Source organism: Bacillus sp. G1(2015b), from assembly GCF_001482475.1.
GTDB lineage: Bacteria > Bacillota > Bacilli > Bacillales > Bacillaceae > Bacillus > Bacillus safensis.
In genome coordinates this window covers 43,879-61,286 of the sequence record NZ_LKIC01000012.1, presented here as the reverse complement: position 1 = coordinate 61,286, position 17,408 = coordinate 43,879, and the positions used below count along the sequence as shown (strand labels likewise).

16 protein-coding genes and 3 pseudogenes are annotated in these 17,408 nt (G+C 41.1%); 17 read left to right on the top strand and 2 right to left on the bottom strand.

The genetic code is table 11. The features are described from left to right. The first annotated feature begins 78 nt into the window (after positions 1-78). The 3 genes from AMR95_RS08310 (at position 79) to AMR95_RS08300 (ending at position 2,194) form a co-directional block, all read left to right on the top strand. Complete coding sequence (locus AMR95_RS08310; protein ID WP_058838067.1) at positions 79-1,434, top strand: glucose-6-phosphate isomerase; 1,356 nt, start codon at positions 79-81, stop codon at positions 1,432-1,434. Between the two features lie 111 nt (positions 1,435-1,545). Next, on the top strand, positions 1,546-1,749 hold the full coding sequence (locus AMR95_RS08305) for a spore germination protein (RefSeq protein WP_231746875.1): 204 nt from the start codon (positions 1,546-1,548) through the stop codon (positions 1,747-1,749). 43 nt (positions 1,750-1,792) lie between these two features. Next, positions 1,793-2,194, top strand: a complete 402-nt coding sequence (locus AMR95_RS08300; protein ID WP_024423291.1) for a YugN-like family protein — start codon at positions 1,793-1,795, stop codon at positions 2,192-2,194. On the opposite strand, the gene AMR95_RS08295 is transcribed toward AMR95_RS08300, so the two are convergent. Continuing rightward, the gene (locus tag AMR95_RS08295; RefSeq protein WP_058838066.1) at positions 2,191-3,177 is read right to left on the bottom strand and encodes a potassium channel family protein; all 987 of its coding nucleotides are present in this window, start codon (positions 3,175-3,177) and stop codon (positions 2,191-2,193) included. The genes AMR95_RS08300 and AMR95_RS08295 overlap by 4 nt on opposite strands. 126 nt (positions 3,178-3,303) lie before the next feature. On the opposite strand from AMR95_RS08295, the gene AMR95_RS08290 reads away from it, so the two are divergent. From AMR95_RS08290 to AMR95_RS08265, 6 genes are all read left to right on the top strand, one after another. Then, a complete protein-coding gene (locus AMR95_RS08290; protein WP_058838065.1) occupies positions 3,304-3,528 on the top strand; it encodes a hypothetical protein in 225 nt (74 codons plus the stop codon). A gap of 81 nt (positions 3,529-3,609) precedes the next feature. Then, positions 3,610-4,284, top strand: coding sequence for a zinc metallopeptidase (locus AMR95_RS08285; RefSeq protein WP_024423288.1), 675 nt, complete (start codon positions 3,610-3,612; stop codon positions 4,282-4,284). Between the two features lie 48 nt (positions 4,285-4,332). Next, positions 4,333-5,625, top strand: a complete 1,293-nt coding sequence (locus tag AMR95_RS08280; protein ID WP_024423287.1) for a hemolysin family protein — start codon at positions 4,333-4,335, stop codon at positions 5,623-5,625. A gap of 113 nt (positions 5,626-5,738) precedes the next feature. After that, positions 5,739-6,140 (top strand): secondary thiamine-phosphate synthase enzyme YjbQ, encoded by a 402-nt coding sequence (locus AMR95_RS08275; protein WP_058838064.1) that lies wholly within the window; start codon positions 5,739-5,741, stop codon positions 6,138-6,140. A gap of 16 nt (positions 6,141-6,156) precedes the next feature. Beyond that, on the top strand, positions 6,157-7,188 hold the full coding sequence (locus tag AMR95_RS08270) for an NAD(P)H-dependent flavin oxidoreductase (RefSeq protein ID WP_058838063.1): 1,032 nt from the start codon (positions 6,157-6,159) through the stop codon (positions 7,186-7,188). A 24-nt stretch (positions 7,189-7,212) separates the two neighbouring features. Further along, positions 7,213-7,461 (top strand): hypothetical protein, encoded by a 249-nt coding sequence (locus tag AMR95_RS08265; protein ID WP_058838062.1) that lies wholly within the window; start codon positions 7,213-7,215, stop codon positions 7,459-7,461. A gap of 21 nt (positions 7,462-7,482) precedes the next feature. Here AMR95_RS08265 and AMR95_RS08260 read toward each other — a convergent pair whose 3' ends face one another. Next, a complete protein-coding gene (locus AMR95_RS08260) occupies positions 7,483-8,223 on the bottom strand; it encodes a protein-glutamine gamma-glutamyltransferase (RefSeq protein WP_039181052.1) in 741 nt (246 codons plus the stop codon). A gap of 99 nt (positions 8,224-8,322) precedes the next feature. Here AMR95_RS08260 and AMR95_RS19580 point away from each other — a divergent pair. The 8 genes and pseudogenes from AMR95_RS19580 to AMR95_RS08235 form a co-directional block, all read left to right on the top strand. Next, a pseudogene (locus AMR95_RS19580) lies at positions 8,323-9,429 on the top strand (cache domain-containing protein); the annotation flags it as partial. Further along, positions 9,421-10,371, top strand: coding sequence for a methyl-accepting chemotaxis protein (locus tag AMR95_RS19575; protein ID WP_390892038.1), 951 nt, complete (start codon positions 9,421-9,423; stop codon positions 10,369-10,371). The pseudogene AMR95_RS19580 and the gene AMR95_RS19575, both read left to right, overlap by 9 nt. Positions 10,372-10,496: 125 nt before the next feature. Then, positions 10,497-11,543: pseudogene (locus tag AMR95_RS19570) on the top strand (HAMP domain-containing protein); the annotation flags it as partial. Further along, on the top strand, positions 11,538-12,488 hold the full coding sequence (locus AMR95_RS19565) for a methyl-accepting chemotaxis protein (protein ID WP_428839914.1): 951 nt from the start codon (positions 11,538-11,540) through the stop codon (positions 12,486-12,488). The pseudogene AMR95_RS19570 and the gene AMR95_RS19565, both read left to right, overlap by 6 nt. A gap of 172 nt (positions 12,489-12,660) precedes the next feature. Next, positions 12,661-13,698, top strand: a pseudogene (locus AMR95_RS19560) (HAMP domain-containing protein); the annotation flags it as partial. Next, the gene (locus tag AMR95_RS19555; protein WP_369880186.1) at positions 13,690-14,637 is read left to right on the top strand and encodes a methyl-accepting chemotaxis protein; all 948 of its coding nucleotides are present in this window, start codon (positions 13,690-13,692) and stop codon (positions 14,635-14,637) included. The pseudogene AMR95_RS19560 and the gene AMR95_RS19555, both read left to right, overlap by 9 nt. 164 nt (positions 14,638-14,801) lie before the next feature. After that, entirely contained in the window at positions 14,802-16,790 is a 1,989-nt protein-coding gene (gene tlpB, locus AMR95_RS08240) for a methyl-accepting chemotaxis protein TlpB (protein WP_058838059.1), read from the top strand. 90 nt (positions 16,791-16,880) lie between these two features. Then, on the top strand, positions 16,881-17,405 hold the full coding sequence (locus tag AMR95_RS08235; RefSeq protein ID WP_024423278.1) for a type 1 glutamine amidotransferase domain-containing protein: 525 nt from the start codon (positions 16,881-16,883) through the stop codon (positions 17,403-17,405). Positions 17,406-17,408 lie beyond the last annotated feature (3 nt).

The window sequence follows — 17,408 nt, the reverse complement described above, 5'->3', positions numbered from 1 at the left end:
TGACGATCACTTGATTTCAAAAGCTAGTTCCGCTAAAGTGAAAGGGACAGAACTAACGTAATGGAGGGCTTACAAGCGATGACACATATTCAATTTGACTACTCGAAAGCGTTACCTTTCTTTCAAGAACATGAGCTTACATATTTAAAAGATTTTGTGAAGGTGGCCCATCATAATATTCATGAACAAACGGGTGCAGGCAGTGACTATTTAGGCTGGGTGGACTTGCCGAAGCAATATGACCGCGAAGAATTTGACCGCATTAAAAAAAGTGCAGATAAAATTAAGTCTGACTCTGACGTCCTGCTTGTTGTCGGAATCGGCGGGTCATATCTAGGTGCACGTGCGGCGATTGAGTTTTTGAACCATTCTTTCTATAACACTTTGCCAAAAGGCAAGCGCAAGACACCACAAATCATTTTTATTGGAAACAACATCAGTTCTTCTTATTTAACAGATGTGATGGATCTATTGGAAGATGCAGATTTCTCCATTAATGTGATTTCAAAATCTGGTACAACAACAGAGCCAGCCATTGCGTTTCGCATCTTTAAAAAGCTCCTCATTGAAAAATACGGTGCTGAAGAAGCGAAAAAACGTATTTATGCGACAACTGACAAGGCACGCGGTGCACTGAAAACATTAGCAACTGAAGAAGGCTACGAATCATTTATCATCCCTGACGATGTTGGTGGACGCTATTCTGTATTAACAGCAGTCGGTCTTTTGCCAATCGCTGTGAGTGGTGCAGACATTGATCAGATGATGGAAGGTGCGGCAAAAGCAAGCGAAGACTTCGCTTCATCTGAGCTTTCTGAAAATGCGGCTTACCAATATGCTGTCGTCCGCAATGTCCTTTACAATAAAGGCAGAACGATTGAAATGCTGATTAACTATGAGCCAGGCCTGCAATATTTCGCAGAATGGTGGAAGCAATTATTCGGTGAAAGTGAAGGTAAAGATGAAAAAGGAATCTATCCTTCATCTGCTAACTTCTCAACAGATCTTCATTCACTTGGCCAATATGTTCAAGAAGGAAGAAGAGATTTGTTCGAAACAATCGTCAATGTAGACAAGCCTCGACATGAGCTTGTGATTGAAGCAGAAGAGCAAGACCTTGATGGCTTGAACTATCTGGCAGGAAAAACGGTTGATTTCGTCAATAAAAAAGCATTTGAAGGAACAATGCTTGCCCATACAGATGGAAAAGTACCGAATCTTATCGTGACAATTCCTGAGATGGATGCTTATACATTTGGATACCTTGTGTACTTCTTTGAGAAAGCATGTGCGATGTCTGGATATTTACTAGGCGTCAATCCATTCGATCAGCCTGGAGTAGAAGCTTATAAAGTGAATATGTTTGCTTTACTAGGCAAACCGGGCTTCGAAGAGAAAAAAGCAGAGCTTGAAAGCCGTTTAAAACAATCATAAGACGAAAAAGCACACCTTTACATAAAGGTGTGCCTTTTTTGTTTTCTTCAGGTTCCTGTGCAAGCTTTCCTATGTTCTGTACATAGAATAATAAATGGAGGAGGGTGAAAAATGAGGACGAATCATGTCTATATTCATGATATTTCTGGCCAGGCAATCGTGAACTTTGGCAATGTCGGACGCATTTGTTCTAAGAGTACTACGAAGGAAACAGCAGGTTCCGGCAGCGATAACGAGACGAATCAATCAACCAATCAAAGCTTATTTGATGCCGCGTTTACAAACAATGTACAAATCGCGAGAGGAAATGTATGAATTCCTCTCTTTAACGAACCCTAATAAAAAAGGAGGGTTTCGTATGATTCATGTACCATCCAGGCTGCCTGGTGAAAGCTTTTCACTTTACCATTTAGAAGAAACGATGAAGCCGCTCGGTTATGTCATTAATGGGAACTGGGATTATGATCACGGGTATTTTGATTATAAAATTGATAACCGTGATGGCTATACCTTTCTCAGAGTTCCTTTTACAGCCGAGAAAGGCCAGCTGGATCAGCCAGGGGTTGTGGTGAAAATGGGACATCCATTTCTCTTAAAGCATGTATATCAAGACAAGTTAGATGATCATGCGATGGTTGGAAATGTGGGCGCATCCTTTAACCAATTCCAAGAACCAAAAGAGAAAGATGGAGATGTATCAAAGGCTTATGCTGAGATTGGCTTTTCACTCGTCAAGGAATTAGAAGACGCACTGCTTTAAAGGCTGATCAGTTCATCCTCTGGATGAAGCTCATAGCCAAAGGGAGGATTCATCATGGGTCCTTCTTTTTTTTGTACGCCAACGATGATCACATGATGCTCTAAAAAGTGATGGAGCGCTGTTAAGAATGTTTCTCCGGCTAATGAAGCTGGTACAGGTATGATCGTGACGTGTTTATGCAACGTCATATGTCGTTTTTTCTTAATCGCCGTAAGCTGTTCCTTTATTAGAAAATGTTCAACCATTAAATGATTGACAGCATCAGAGGTATGAATGACTTGGTTGGCGCCAGCACGCTCGGCATTTTTCACGTAACGATCTGTTAAAATTTCAATTAAACAATATAGCGAAGGGTTTAAGCCTTTTGCAGCAAGTAAGGTTAAGACACTCTGCATATCGGCTGTCACTTCATTTTCATGCTGATCTGCGGTAATCATCAGTGTATCTGCACCGGTAATATTGGCTTTCCGGAGTGTGCCGTCTTCGGTCCCATGTCCTTTAATAAAATGAACATTTTCCAAAAGAGGCCCCTCTTTCAAGGAGTCATCAATCAGCACAATCGGCATGGCTGGATCAATCGTTTGAAACGACTGAAGCAGTTTGTTCGTCTTCTCATTCCAGCCGACGATAATCAGGTGTCCTTCCCCCTTAAAGGCTACCTTGCCCTCAACATAATGGTGCTGCTTGCTGAACACAGCGGCGGCAAGTGTGGCGAAATAAGCGGTGACAAAGCTGGCTCCGATAAAAATGAGTGCCATACCCGCCACCTGCCCTGGCATGGTTTGCGGAACAAAATCACCGTAGCCAACCGTAGAGACTGTAATGAGCGCCCACCAGATCCCATCAAAGATCGTATGATACTGCTTCGGTTCAAGTAAAACGATTAATTGTCCAAAAAAAAGAAGCAAGAAACAAATGATAATAGCAATTCGAAGATAAAGCGGCCACCTTAGCCAAGCGATAAAGATACGGTTTGATTTCATCGGACTCTTCCTTTCAGGAGAATGCTAATGTCAGTATGCCCGATTGAGGAAAGATTTTTTCATCTTCGTCATGTATTGAAATAGAACCCATATCTTAAAATAAGGGAGAAGAAGGAGGGAATTCGAATGTCGTTCGTTCAAAAGACCGTACTTCTTTTTATTGGTGTGCACTTTTTATCATCAGCTGTCATCTTACTCGTGTTTGATTTAAATGCTGTGAATCATTTTATGAATGATTTTTCATGGCTGCATTTTTTTCAAGAACTTTATGGTACAGTGACCTTTTATACAGCTTGCTTAGGTGTGTTCTTCTTTTTCATTGGTGCGGTCATTCCCCTGAAAAAGACCTAGTGCTTTTTGCTGTACATGGTACATAAAAGTCATTAAAATTGTAAATAAATATATAAAATAAAAAGGAAGCTGATGAGCATGCTGTTTTTTTATTTTTTAACATTTGCCGCATTGGGATTATCATTTTGGGCACAATTTAAAGTGAAGAATAATTTTGAAAAGTATTCAAAGGTGGAAGCATCCAGTATGAAAACAGGTGCTGAAACCGCTCGATATATTTTAGATCGCAACGGGTTATACGATGTGCCCGTTGAACCGGTAAGAGGAACTTTGACTGATCATTACGACCCGACGCAGCGTGTGGTTCGTTTATCTGAACCTGTGTACTACGGCCACTCCATTTCGGCCATTTCAGTCGCATCACACGAGGTTGGACATGCCTTGCAGCATCAGGAATCCTATGGTGCGCTTGTTTTGAGACATAAGATCTTTCCTGTCGTGAACTTTGCATCTGGTGTTGCTCCGCTTCTTTTCCTTGGTGGAATTTTGCTCAGCAGCCTTAACTTAATCGGGCTTGGGATCATTTTGTTCTCAGCAGCTGTATTCTTTCAGCTTGTGACATTGCCTGTCGAGTTTAATGCAAGTTCTCGTGCAAAAGATATCATTGTTTCAGAAGGAATCATTAGAAGCAGTGAAGAAAGAGGCGTGAACAAGGTGTTAAATGCTGCAGCTCTTACGTATGTAGCAGCAGCCCTTGTCTCCCTGTTTGAATTGCTCCGTTTTGTAATGATCTTCCTAAATGGCCGTAATGATTAATTGATGCCAGAGGAGGTGAGCCCTTACCAGTGTTAGGTAAGGGTTTTTTTGTACATTTTAAACGTATTTTTAGTCATATTACTCATTGCTGCGACAGCATTTTTTGTTGTCACTGAATTTGCGATTGTGAAAATTAGAGGCTCTAAAATCAACCAGCTGATTGAAAGCGGTGATAAAAGGGCCATCCATGTTCAAAAGCTGATATCAAATCTGGACGAATATTTGTCCGCCTGCCAACTTGGAATTACCATCACAGCTTTAGGATTAGGGTGGCTGGGTGAGCCGACGGTGGAGCATTTTCTGCATCCGCTTTTTGAAAAAATCGGGCTTCATTCCGCATTAACTGACATCCTTTCGTTTATCATCGCATTTGTGATCATTACGTTTTTACATGTTGTTGTTGGAGAACTCGCGCCTAAAACAATTGCCATTCAAAAGGCAGAGGCCGTCAGCCTTGTGACAGCAAAACCACTCATCTTTTTCTATAAAGTCATGTACCCGTTTATTAAAGCATTAAATGGGGCTGCACGAAGCATCGTGAAATTATTTGGTTATCATTCTGTCAAAGAACATGAAGTGGCGATCAGTGAGGAAGAATTGCGACTCATTTTATCTGAAAGCTATGAGAAGGGTGAGATTAACCAATCTGAGTACAAATATGTGAATAAAATCTTTGAATTTGATAACCGAGTGGCGAGAGAGATCATGATCCCGCGTACAGAAATTTCAGCTATAGAGATTGAACAGACCTTAGAAGATGTGACTCATTATATGCTGAACGAAAGGTACACACGCTACCCTGTTATTAAAGAGGACAAAGATCATGTGATTGGAGTTATTAATAGCAAAGATGTATTTAAGGCGAGCTTCCTAAATCAAGATGTATCTATTGAAGACTTAATGCGTCCGGTGATCCGGGTCATTGAAAGCACCCCTGTTCAAGAATTGCTCATTTTGATGCAAAAGGAACGAATTCATATGTCAGTGCTCGTAGACGAATACGGAGGTACAGCGGGACTAGTCACAGTAGAGGACATATTAGAGGAAATTGTCGGAGAGATTCGAGATGAATATGATCAGGATGAAACACCTCACATCGTGAAAAAAGGGGATTTCCATTATGTGATGGATGGGAAAGCGTTAATTGACGAAGTAAATGATTTATTGGATTTAGCCATTGAGAATGATGATGTTGATACAATTGCAGGCTGGATGATGACGCATAAATTTGATTTTGACATTGGAGATACGATTGAAGCAGAAGGCTGTGAATTTACGATCATTGATGCTGAAGACCACCATATTCGAACCATTGAAGTCAAAAAGGTTCACTTTTCTTAAAAACCTCGTACTGCTTGACGAGGTTTTTTTGCTTGGTAAACTTTAGGTAAGAAGATTTGTTTCACATAAAAAGGGTATGAATTTATAGAAAACGTCAAAAAGGGGCAGCTCATATGAAAAAAATCAATGTACAAACAGACAGACGCGATGGCATGATCGACGTCACACACGAGGTTCTCCAATATGTCAGGGAAACAGGCATACAAAACGGAACTGTCATCGTCTATTGTCCACATACGACAGCAGGGATCACCATTAATGAAAATGCGGATCCAGATGTGAAACGGGATATGCTTCGCCGGCTTGATGAAGTCTTCCCGTGGGAACATCCAAAGGACCGCCATATGGAAGGAAATACGGCAGCACATATGAAAGCGAGTTATATGGGGGCGTCTCAGCATGTTCTCATTCATGATGGAGATCTTGTACTTGGCACGTGGCAGGGAATCTATTTCTGTGAGTTTGACGGGCCGAGACATCGTCATTTTTATGTACAAGTGTCGTCAAACGAGTAAGAAATGGGGGAAGTAAATGGGGGATATCAAAAAGTTACTGCAGATTGAACATGGAATCATCCAAGCGCCAATGGCAGGAGGAGCTGTGACACCGCAGCTGGCAGCCGCTGTTTCGGAATACGGAGGGCTTGGAAGCCTGGCAAGTGGATATGTGCAGCCTGACCATTTAAGACAGCAGATTAGGGAAGTCAACCAACTGACATCTCGCCTGTTTCAGGTCAATGTGTTTGTACCAGAGCCAATTCCAGAAGTGAAAAAAGAGGATGTGGCATTTTGGGAAAAGAGACTGCCTGCACGCCCGTCAGCAGATAGGATGCCAAACGAAGAAGAATTGTGGGATGATTTTGAACAAAAAATCAACATTCTTCTGGAAGAAGACGTTCCGATTGTTTCCTTTACATTCGCCTGTCCAAAAGAACAAACGATTCACCGCTTAAAACAAAAGGGAACCTTTTTAATCGGAACGGCCACAACAAAAGAGGAAGCACTTCTTTTAGAGGAAAAAGGAATGGATGCCATTGTTCTGCAAGGAAGTGAAGCAGGGGGGCATCGCGGCACATTTTTACGTGCAAAAGGAGACGCACTGATGGGACTGATCAGTTTGATCTCTGATGTCAAACCGCTCTGCCGCGTGCCATTGATTGCCGCCGGAGGCATCACGGACCGAGCAGGTGTGAAAGCAGTGCTGGCGCTTGGAGCAGATGCGGTTCAAATCGGCACAAGGTTTTTAGCCAGCCAGGAAAGTGCTGCGGCAGAGGTATACAAGAAGGCCATTTTACAGGCAGAAGGCAGTGAAACAAGGGTGACAAGGCTTTTTTCTGGGAAAAGAGCGAGAGGTATTGTGAATCAGTGGATGGAGGATGAAAGCCTGCATGAAGATAGGGTTCTTCCTTATCCAGTTCAGCATGTATGGACAACACCGATGCGAAAAGCAGCCGCTGCCGGCGGTAAACCTGAACAAATGGCTCTGTGGGCAGGACAGGGCGTTGGACGTATTCACTCGATTTTAACCGTTGAAGACATCATGCACGAACTGACGAAGAGATAAAATCATGACGGGTGGTGTGACAGGATGGACATCTTAAAACATTCCTACCGAAAAAAAGGTCAGATTGAATTTTGGTTTGATGATTTTCCTCATTCTCCTGCCGTCCTTACGCCCATTCGTCATTACTATTTTGTTCGATATGTGAAGTGGAGCAGGCACGATCCACCGGTCACAAGAAAAGATTTAGAAGAAATGGAGATCCTTGCGAACACGATGCTTGGCACACTCCAAAATTATCGTAAACGCAAGGCATACAAAAGCCCCTTGTCATAACCAATAGACAAGAGGCTTTTTTTAGCTGCCAAACATTTGCCTGAGATAAATCACATCCATCCGAGTAGTCTGAGGTAATAAATAAGCGGATTGAACTGCACCTGGCCGTCTTCGCTTATTCAGTTTGTCGATAATTTCTGCCGCTGTTAAAATTCCAAGCCCATGACCGTAATATTGATCTTCTCCTAAGTAAATCACATTTTCCCCGCGCCATTGCGACTGCTGATAGCTAAACTCTGGATTTTCGAAATATAAACAATCTCCATAGATAAAATCATTTCCGCGCTCTGTATAAATTGACAATGTATCATAGTGCCAGTCATACAGTGTTAAACTGCGAAGTCTTCGGTTAAACTTCTCCTCGCCTACTGTTTGCAAGACCCCCATATAAAACACAATGACAATCGCCGTTGCGCATTCAAATGCATATTTTGAACCATTTTCAAAAATGTCTTTAATGCCTCTAGATGGCTCCACTTGATAGCGCAGCTCTAGTGCTCCTGCTTCCGATACACGCCAAAACGCATCATTTGCACGCGATCTTTGAAAGATGGCAAATGAGGCACCGCTTTTATTTAAATCTCTTGCAGCATTCATAATGTTCGATCTTAAAGTGACCTCAAATAACAAATCAGATGCTTGCCTATAGCGGAACGTACCATTCGAGGCCTGTAACTGCATCAAAATGATCCGCTTTTGTCCTTCTAGCTGAAACGATGCCAGCTGCTCATTAGTCACTGGCTGTCCTGAAAGGATAATCATATGAAAAGCGCCCCCTTTAGTATTAGCGTATGCAGGGTGCTTGGGCAAGGAATCAATTTGTGAAAATAAACAAAAAGTCATCCTTTTTATTTGAAAAACATGAAAATAATATCAAGCCGTCCGATATATAAAATAACGTTTAAAAGGAGGAAAAACATGAAAAGTGTCATAAAATGGTTGAAAAAACCATCGATTTCTAAAAGATTGATTATTTCATTCACACTTGTTCTCGTCTTGCCCATTATTACACTCAGTACGATTTCATATCAGATTGCCAAAGAAGAACTAGATCATGAAATCATGTACGGAGCAAATGCAAGAGTCAATGAACTGAATGACATGATCGAGCAAAAGCTTTCGAATAAGGAAAATGCGGTGAAACTTTTTACTGAAACATCTACTGCTGCAGACTTTAAAAAGAAAAATCAGGACGAACTGTATGAGCATCTTGAGATATACAGCAAAATCAATGAAGAAGATGTGGTTGGTTTTTATGCAGCAAGTAAAAATCGTGATTTCATTCAGTTTCCTAAAGTAGACATGCCAAAAGGCTATGATCCAACAACACGCGATTGGTATCAGCAAGCAATGCAGAATGAAAAAGGAGAGCCAGTTGTCACCAATCCATACATTTCTGCTACAACAAACGGCATGGTAGTCACGATTGCCCAGCGCCTGAAGGACGGGTCGGGAGCGATCGGAATTGACATTGATGTGCAAGACATTGTAGATAAAATAAAAGATATTAAAATTGGACGAGAAGGATATCCAATTATTGCAAATAAAAATAAACAAATTGTAGCCCATCCAGAAGAAAAATCAGGATCTAAGGTCACAGAAAATATTTCATCTATCCTTTACAGCGGCAAAGAAGGAACATCAACTTATGAGAATAAAGGAGAACAAAAACGTATCGTTTTTGTAACAAATGATTTAACAGGTTGGAAAATTGCTGGAACGATGTTTGTCTCAGAAACAGAAGAAGCAGCACAGCCAGTTTGGAATTCTGCCATTATTCTTTTAATTTCTTCATTTATCCTTGGCGGTGTCGCTATCTTCTTTATCGTTCGCTCGATCACAATTGGACTGAGAAGGCTTGTTGATTTCTCAGAAAAAGTGAGTGAAGGGGATTTAACAGAAACTCTCGAAACGAAATCGAAGGATGAGATAGGAGACCTCACAAGAAGCTTTAGCAAAATGAGTGAATCTCTTCGTGAAGTCATTCGTGCTGTACAGCAGTCTGTCGACAATGTGGCTTCGGCTTCAGAAGAGCTGACAGCAAGTGCCAGCCAAACGAGTCAAGCAACAGAGCATATCACGATGTCGATTGAACAATTTTCAAATGGAAATGAAGCACAAAACGAGAAAGTCGAATCTAGTACGAATCAGCTTGTGGCAATGAACGAAGGATTACAAGATATGTCACAAACCTCATCTGAAGTAGCTGCTGTCTCACTTCAATCAACAGAGGCGGCTGGTCAAGGCGGGCGAATTGTTGAAAGCACAGCGAGCCAAATGAAACATATTGATACATCAGTACAAGAAGCAGAACAGGTCATGAAAGAATTAGAATACAAGTCTAAAGATATTACGAGTATTTTAAATGTCATTAACGGCATTGCGGATCAAACAAACTTACTTGCGCTTAATGCAGCAATCGAAGCAGCAAGAGCAGGTGAATCAGGACGCGGCTTCTCCGTCGTTGCCGAAGAAGTGCGAAAACTAGCTGTCCAATCCGCAGATTCAGCGAAAGAAATTGAGAAGCTTATCCAAGAAATTGTGTTAGAAATTGCTAAATCTCAAGATATGTTCAAAGCAGTCAATCGAGAAGTAAACGCAGGGCTCGGTATGACAGAAGAAGCTAAAGAAAGCTTCCAGCACATTTATGAGGCGGCAGAAGGAATGTCGAAAAAACTGTCACAATTAAACGATACAGCCATTGACCTATCGAGCGGTTCAAAGCTTGTTTCACAAGCGATGCAGGAGATGCGCCAAGTCTCAAGAGAAAGCGCAGCAAACATTCAGGACATTGCGGCTTCAGCAGAAGAGCAGCTAGCATCTATGGAAGAAATCACGTCTTCTTCTGTAACACTTGCCAACATGGCAGAGGAGCTAAAAGAGCTCACAAGTCAATTTAAAATTAATTAAATAATGATGAAAAAATATCCAGAATTGTCTGGGTATTTTTTTTATTTTTAAACGTCATTTCCAGTCTCTAAAAATACACCTTTCATCCGATATTAACTTTAGAGAAGTAAAGGGGGAAAGTTAAAATGGGAAAAATGATCCAATGGTTCAAAAAACCATCCATTTCAAAAAAATTAATCATTGCCTTCTTGGTAGTTCTTATCCTGCCAACCGTGGCACTGACAATTAGTGCGTTTTTTACATCAAAGACAGAGCTAGACAAACAGATTATGGGCAGTGCGATGAGTCAGGTCAATGCATTTGATACCTTAATCAATGAGAATATTGGAAACAAATCAGATGCTGTGACACTGTTCTCAGATTCACTCAAAGCGTCTAATCTTCAAGAAAAAAATAGAAATGCAACCATTAAAGAATTACAGCAATTTGGAAAAATTAATGAAAAAGATGTTTCTGCGATCTATGCAGGCTCTGAAAAGGGATTGTTTATGCAATACCCAGTCCAAAAGATGCCGGATGGCTACGATCCAAGAGAACGTCCTTGGTATCAAGAGGCATTGAAAGCAGAAAACGGCAAACAAGTCATCACAAAACCATATGTAGCAGCATCAACAGGCAAAATGGTGATCACAATTGCCCAAAAAACGAAAGATGGTTCAGGTGTCATTGGTCTTGATATGGAAATTGACAGCCTGCTCCAAAAACTAAAAGAAATCAAAATTGGGCAAAAAGGCTATGCTTTCATGATGGAGAAAGATCAAACGGTTTTAGCAGATCCAACCCAAAAGTCAGGAAGTCAGGTCAATGAAAATCTGGCCAGTATTATTTATAAAAACAAAGAAGGAAGCGGCAGCTATACCCTCAAAGGAACAGATAAAAAGGTTGCATATGTCACCAATGAATTAACCGGCTGGAAAATTGGTGGAACGATGCTCGTATCTGAAGTAGAAGAAGCGGCAAAGCCCGTTTTCAATACTGCCATTATCGTATTCAGTGTCACACTCATTGTAGCAGGAACCCTTATTTTCTTTATCGTCCGCTCTATTTCAAAAAGATTATCCAATCTTGCCCGTTTCTCGAAAAAAGTCAGCGATGGTGATTTGCGCGATAAGCTTCAGATCCAGTCAGATGACGAAATTGGACAAGTTGGTAAAGGCTTTAATACGATGATTGATTCATTGAGATCCCTCATTGGAGCCGTTCAAACTTCAGTCGAAAATGTCGCATCTTCATCAGAAGAACTGACTGCCAGTGCAGGACAGACAAGTAAAGCAACTGAGCATATTACACTAGCCATTGAACAATTCTCTAGCGGAAATGAAAGCCAAAATGATAAAGTCGAATTGAGCTCAGTCGAGTTAGAGGAAATGAACCGTGGTCTTCAAAATATGAATGAATCGGCTGAGTCTATTACGGCTTCATCGATCAAATCAACAGATATCGCAGGAGAAGGCGGACAGCTTGTTGAAAAAACGGCCTCTCAAATGAATGTTATTGATCAGTCCGTGAAAAAAGCAGAGAACGTCATCAGGGCGCTTGAAAATAAATCTAAAAACATTACCCAAATTCTCGGTGTCATCAATGGAATTGCCGATCAAACGAATTTACTTGCACTAAATGCAGCAATTGAGGCAGCAAGAGCTGGTGAATCTGGCAGAGGATTCTCCGTTGTAGCAGAAGAAGTAAGAAAACTTGCGGTTCAATCTGCTAACTCGGCAAAAGAAATTGAGAATTTGATCAATGAAATCGTGCAAGACATCGACGTATCCCAGGAAGTATTCACTGCGGTGAATCGAGAAGTTCAATCAGGCCTAAGCTTCACTGAACAAACGAAAGTAAGCTTCCACAATATTTTCGAAATGACAAAAGAAATTTCTAACCAGCTTCAAACAATGAATCAAACCGTTGTCCAGCTTTCAAAAGGCTCTGCACATGTGTCAGAGGCTGTTCGTGAGATCGCAGACGTATCACGTGAAAGCTCAGCAAATATTCAAGACATTGCTGCTTCAGCAGAAGAACAACTGGCATCAATGGAAGAAATCAGCTCATCCTCTGCCACACTCTCTTCGATGGCAGAAGAATTACGCGATTTAATTAGCAAGTTTAAGGTTGAATAGACATGAAGAAAAGAGCCTCCAACTAGAGGCTCTTTTTATTTATTGAATAAAAAGAAATAGGTAATTGTGCTTATTTTTTGGTTTTTTTGAACATTATTCCTTGAAAAATAATTCATATTACCTAAGAATAGAAGAGAAAGACCACAAATCATAAATCAAAAGGAGTAGAGTTATGAAAAAAATCAACTTTTTTAAGCACTTTACGATGTCGAAGAAATTAATTACTGCATTTTTAGCGATTCTCCTAGTGCCAATTCTCGTATTGGCCGCATTTTCTTATGAAGTGGCATCAAAGTCTCTCAATGATGAGATTATGTCTAGCGCTGCAAATGGTGTTCAACAATTAAATGAACTCATTAATAAAGATATACAGCCTAAAATTGACATTGTTTCATACTTATCCAAATCGGTCAAAAAGAGTGAATTGGCTGCTAAAAACAAAGATTTACTCAAAGTGAAATTAGAGCAATTATCGGAAACAGATGACGATGTAGTAGAAGTATTTGTTGCAGATCAAAATGGTAAACTAACTGAATATTCCGAGATACACAAAGATAATGCAAAGAGCGCAAAAAATGAACCATGGTTTCAGCAATCGATGGGAGATAAGAAACTCATTATTTCAGATCCTTTTACAAGTAAGTCATCTGATGACCTGCTCATCACAATATCAGAACAATTAGCAGATGGATCTGGTGTGATCGGGGTAAATGTACGATTAAATACGGTTATAAAAGATACAAACAGCATCAAAATTGGCCAAGAAGGCTATGCGTTTATCGCCACCTCAGATCAGCGTTATGTTGCCCATAAAACCGATAAGGCTGGGACAAAGCTGACTGGTGACTTTATCTCGAAATTGTATGATAAAAAACAAGGCAGCTTTGAATATGAATACAATGGCCAGCCGAAGCAAATGTTTTTTGACACAAATGAAGCAACAGGCTGGAAGCTTGCTGGAACGATGTATGTGAATGAAGTAAAAAAAGCCGCTCAGCCAGTGCTCGACTTAACAATGATCATCCTTGCGGCTGCGATTGTCATTGGCGGAATCGCGGTTTATTTTATTATTAAATCGATTCGAAAGCCACTGATAGAGCTCTCTGAATCGGCTGAGAAAATCAGTCAAGGTGATTTGACCCAGCATATTGAAGTTCGTACGCACGATGAAATAGGTAAACTTGCGCAAAGCTTTAACGACATGTCAGCAAAGCTGAAACAAGTCATTCAAGCTGTTCAAAATTCGATTGAAAATGTGGCTGCTTCGTCTGAAGAATTAACGGCAAGTGCAGGACAGACAGCTCAAGCGACCGAGCATATCACATCCTCTATTGAACAGTTCTCAAACAGCACTGAACATCAAAATGATATGATCGAAAAAAGCTCAGTTCAGTTAAACGAAATGGATCGCAGCCTATCGCATATGGTCGACACGACCTCTCATATGATGGAATCGTCGATCGAATCGAGCAAAACCGCTCAGGCTGGAGGAGAACTCGTTCAAAAAACAGCAGGTCAAATGCAAACCATTGAGCAGGCAGTAAAAGAAGCAGAGCTTGTCATTGCAGGTTTAGAGCAGAAATCAAAGGATATTACAAATATTCTGGGGGTCATCAACGGTATTGCGGATCAAACGAATCTCCTTGCTTTAAATGCTGCGATCGAAGCTGCACGAGCAGGTGAAGCTGGAAGAGGCTTCTCTGTTGTCGCAGAAGAAGTCCGCAAGCTGGCAGAGCAATCAGGAAGCTCTTCAAAAGAAATTGAAAGCCTGACGAACGAAATTGTGGAGGAAATAGAAAAATCGCAGAAAATGTTTAAACAAGTAGCAGGTGAAGTACAGTCTGGATTAAACATTACAGATGAAACAAAAGTGAGTTTTGAGAAAATCACTGATAAAACATCAGAAATGACAGAACAAATGAAACAAATGAACGGATCAGCCAAAGAGCTATCGCATGGCTCAAATGATATTTCTCATGCGGTGAATCAAATCAAAGAGCTCTCAAGAGAAAGCTCAGCAGGCTTCCAAGATATCGCAGCTTCAGCAGAAGAGCAGCTTGCATCTATGGAAGAGATCAGTTCTTCCTCTGCCACTTTATCTCAGATGGCAGAAGAACTAAGAGAGCTCATTAAACAATTTAAAATGTAAGAGAGTAGCGAAACACCTGACGCCAAAACGTCAGGTGTTTTTCCATTCAATGCATATAAATTGGGTAATTTGGACTTATTTAGACTTTAATAAGTTAAAAAAGTAAAGAACCTAGTAGTACTTCCGATATATATACTATCTTACTAAAAGGAGTTTTCTTTTTTATGAAATTCATACAGTATTTCAGAAAGCCATCTATATCAAAAAAGCTCGTATTCTCTTTCTTATTTATTCTTTTATGCCCAATCATCGTATTGGCATTCTCTTCATATCATACGGCAAGCACCTCCTTAAATGATCAAATTATGCAAAGCGCAAAGGAAAATGTAGAGCAGCTAGATAAAAATATTACGAAGGTTGTAAAAGTGAAAACAGACGCAGCCGATTTCTTTAGCAAATGGATCACGGAGAAAAAGCTCAAGCAAAAAGGCACGACCGATATTCAAGGACGCTTTGAGCAGTTCATGAGTATGAATGATGACACAGAAGGTATTTTTGTCGCTTCAAGTGACGGCAAAGTGTTTTCAAGATATCCTAATCAAAAAATGCCTGCCGATTATGTCGCAACTGAGCGGGATTGGTATAAAGACGGCTGGGCGAAAAACGGCGAGCTGTCTATTTCAGCTCCATATGCAACGGCATCAACCGGTACGCTGGTGGTCACAATCTCTAAAAAACTAGAGGATGGATCAGGCGTCATCGCGATGAACCTAGACATTGCGAATCTAGTAAAAGAGTCCAATAGCATTAACATTGGGAAACAAGGCTATGCCTTTATTGGAAGTCCGGACCGCACATATGTGGCACATCCAAAGAAAAAAGCAGGAACGAAATTATCTGGTGAATGGTTAGAAAAAATGTACTCACAAGATAACGGATCTATGAGTTATATGTTTGAAGGGAAAGAAAAGCAAATGGAGTTCACCACAAACAAGGCGACTGGCTGGAAGATTGTCGGGACGATGTTTGTCAGTGAAGTAGAAGAAGCTGCACAGCCAGTTTTTAATATGGCCGCCATCATTTTAGCCGGCGCGCTTATCATTGGCGGGATTCTGATCTTCTTTATCATCCGTTCCATTACAAAACCACTTTCCACTCTTGTCTCTTCTTCGAAGAAGATCAGTCAGGGAGATTTGACAGAAAAAATTGATGTCCACTCAAAAGATGAAATTGGACAGCTTGGCACAAGCTTTAATGAAATGAGTGAGTCTCTAAGAGATGTCATTCAAGCTGTACAAACATCTGTTGAGAATGTCGCTTCATCATCTGAAGAACTGACGGCAAGTGCAGGTCAAACAACAAAAGCAACCGAACATATTACATCGTCTATTGAAACATTCTCAAACGGCAATGAAAATCAAAGCGAAATGGTGGAGCAAAGCGCAGTTCATTTAAAACAAATGAATGAAGGACTGAACGAAGTTGCCGAAACGTCTGATGTCATCACAGCGTCATCTGTTCAATCAAAAACAGTCGCGGAAACAGGCGGTCAGCTTGTGGAGCAAACTGTCGGCCAAATGAAGACGATTGACCATTCAGTGAAAGAAGCTGAAGGCGTGATCAACGGACTCGAGCATAAATCAAAAGATATCACAAACATCCTAGGCGTGATTAACGGCATAGCGGATCAAACGAATTTACTTGCACTAAATGCCGCTATTGAAGCAGCACGCGCAGGCGAGTCAGGCAGAGGCTTCTCCGTTGTTGCGGAAGAAGTGCGTAAACTAGCGGTTCAATCATCAGATTCAGCAAAAGAGATTGAAAAGCTTGTGAATGAAATCGTCTCTGAAATTGAAACATCTCAAAATATGTTCAAAGCAGTGAATGAAGAAGTAAAGAACGGTCTTACTATTACAGATCAAACGAAAGAAAGCTTCTCACAAATAAATGAGCAAACAGCGGAAATAGCAGCAAGAATGAACGAAATGAATACAACGGTGCGCGAGCTGTCGAAAGGATCTGAGCAAATTTCTAAAGCAGTGAATGAAATTGCAGATGTATCGAGAGAGAGTTCAGCAAGCATCCAAGATATCGCAGCTTCAGCAGAAGAACAGCTTGCTTCAATGGAAGAGATTAGTTCTTCATCCACGACTCTTTCCCAAATGGCGGAAGAATTACGCGATTTAATTAAAAAATTCAAGATCAGCGAATAAGGTCAAGTGGTTCTCCTCGAGGGGAACCGCTTTTCTTTTTAAGAGGACATCTCGTACAATAGAGGAAATCGAAAGAAGAGGAGAGATAGAATGCGTTTATCAGATAAGAAGGTCATTGCGTTTGTCAGTGATGATTTTGAAGATTTAGAGCTGTGGTATCCAGTTCTGCGTTTAAGAGAAGAAGGGGCGACTGTCCATCTTGTAGGTGAAAAAGCAAATCATGAGTACATCGGGAAGTATGGTGTGCCGGCAGTATCTGATGCAGATTTTTATTCCATTCAAGCTGATGATTATGATGCTGTGCTTGTCCCTGGCGGATGGGCGCCTGATAAACTGCGCCGCTATCCAGAAGTATTAGACATCGTCCGTACATTTGATGCGAAGGCAAAACCAATCGGGCAGATTTGCCATGCCGGCTGGGTGCTGATTTCAGCAGGAATCCTGAAAGGCAGACAAGTGACAAGTACACCTGGTATTAAAGATGATATGACAAATGCCGGTGCGGACTGGTTTGATGAGGCGGTCGTCACAGATGGCCACCTCATCTCCAGCAGACGTCCGCCGGACCTTCCGCCGTATGTAAAAGCATTTGCGGATGTGTTAGCGGCAAAATAAGCG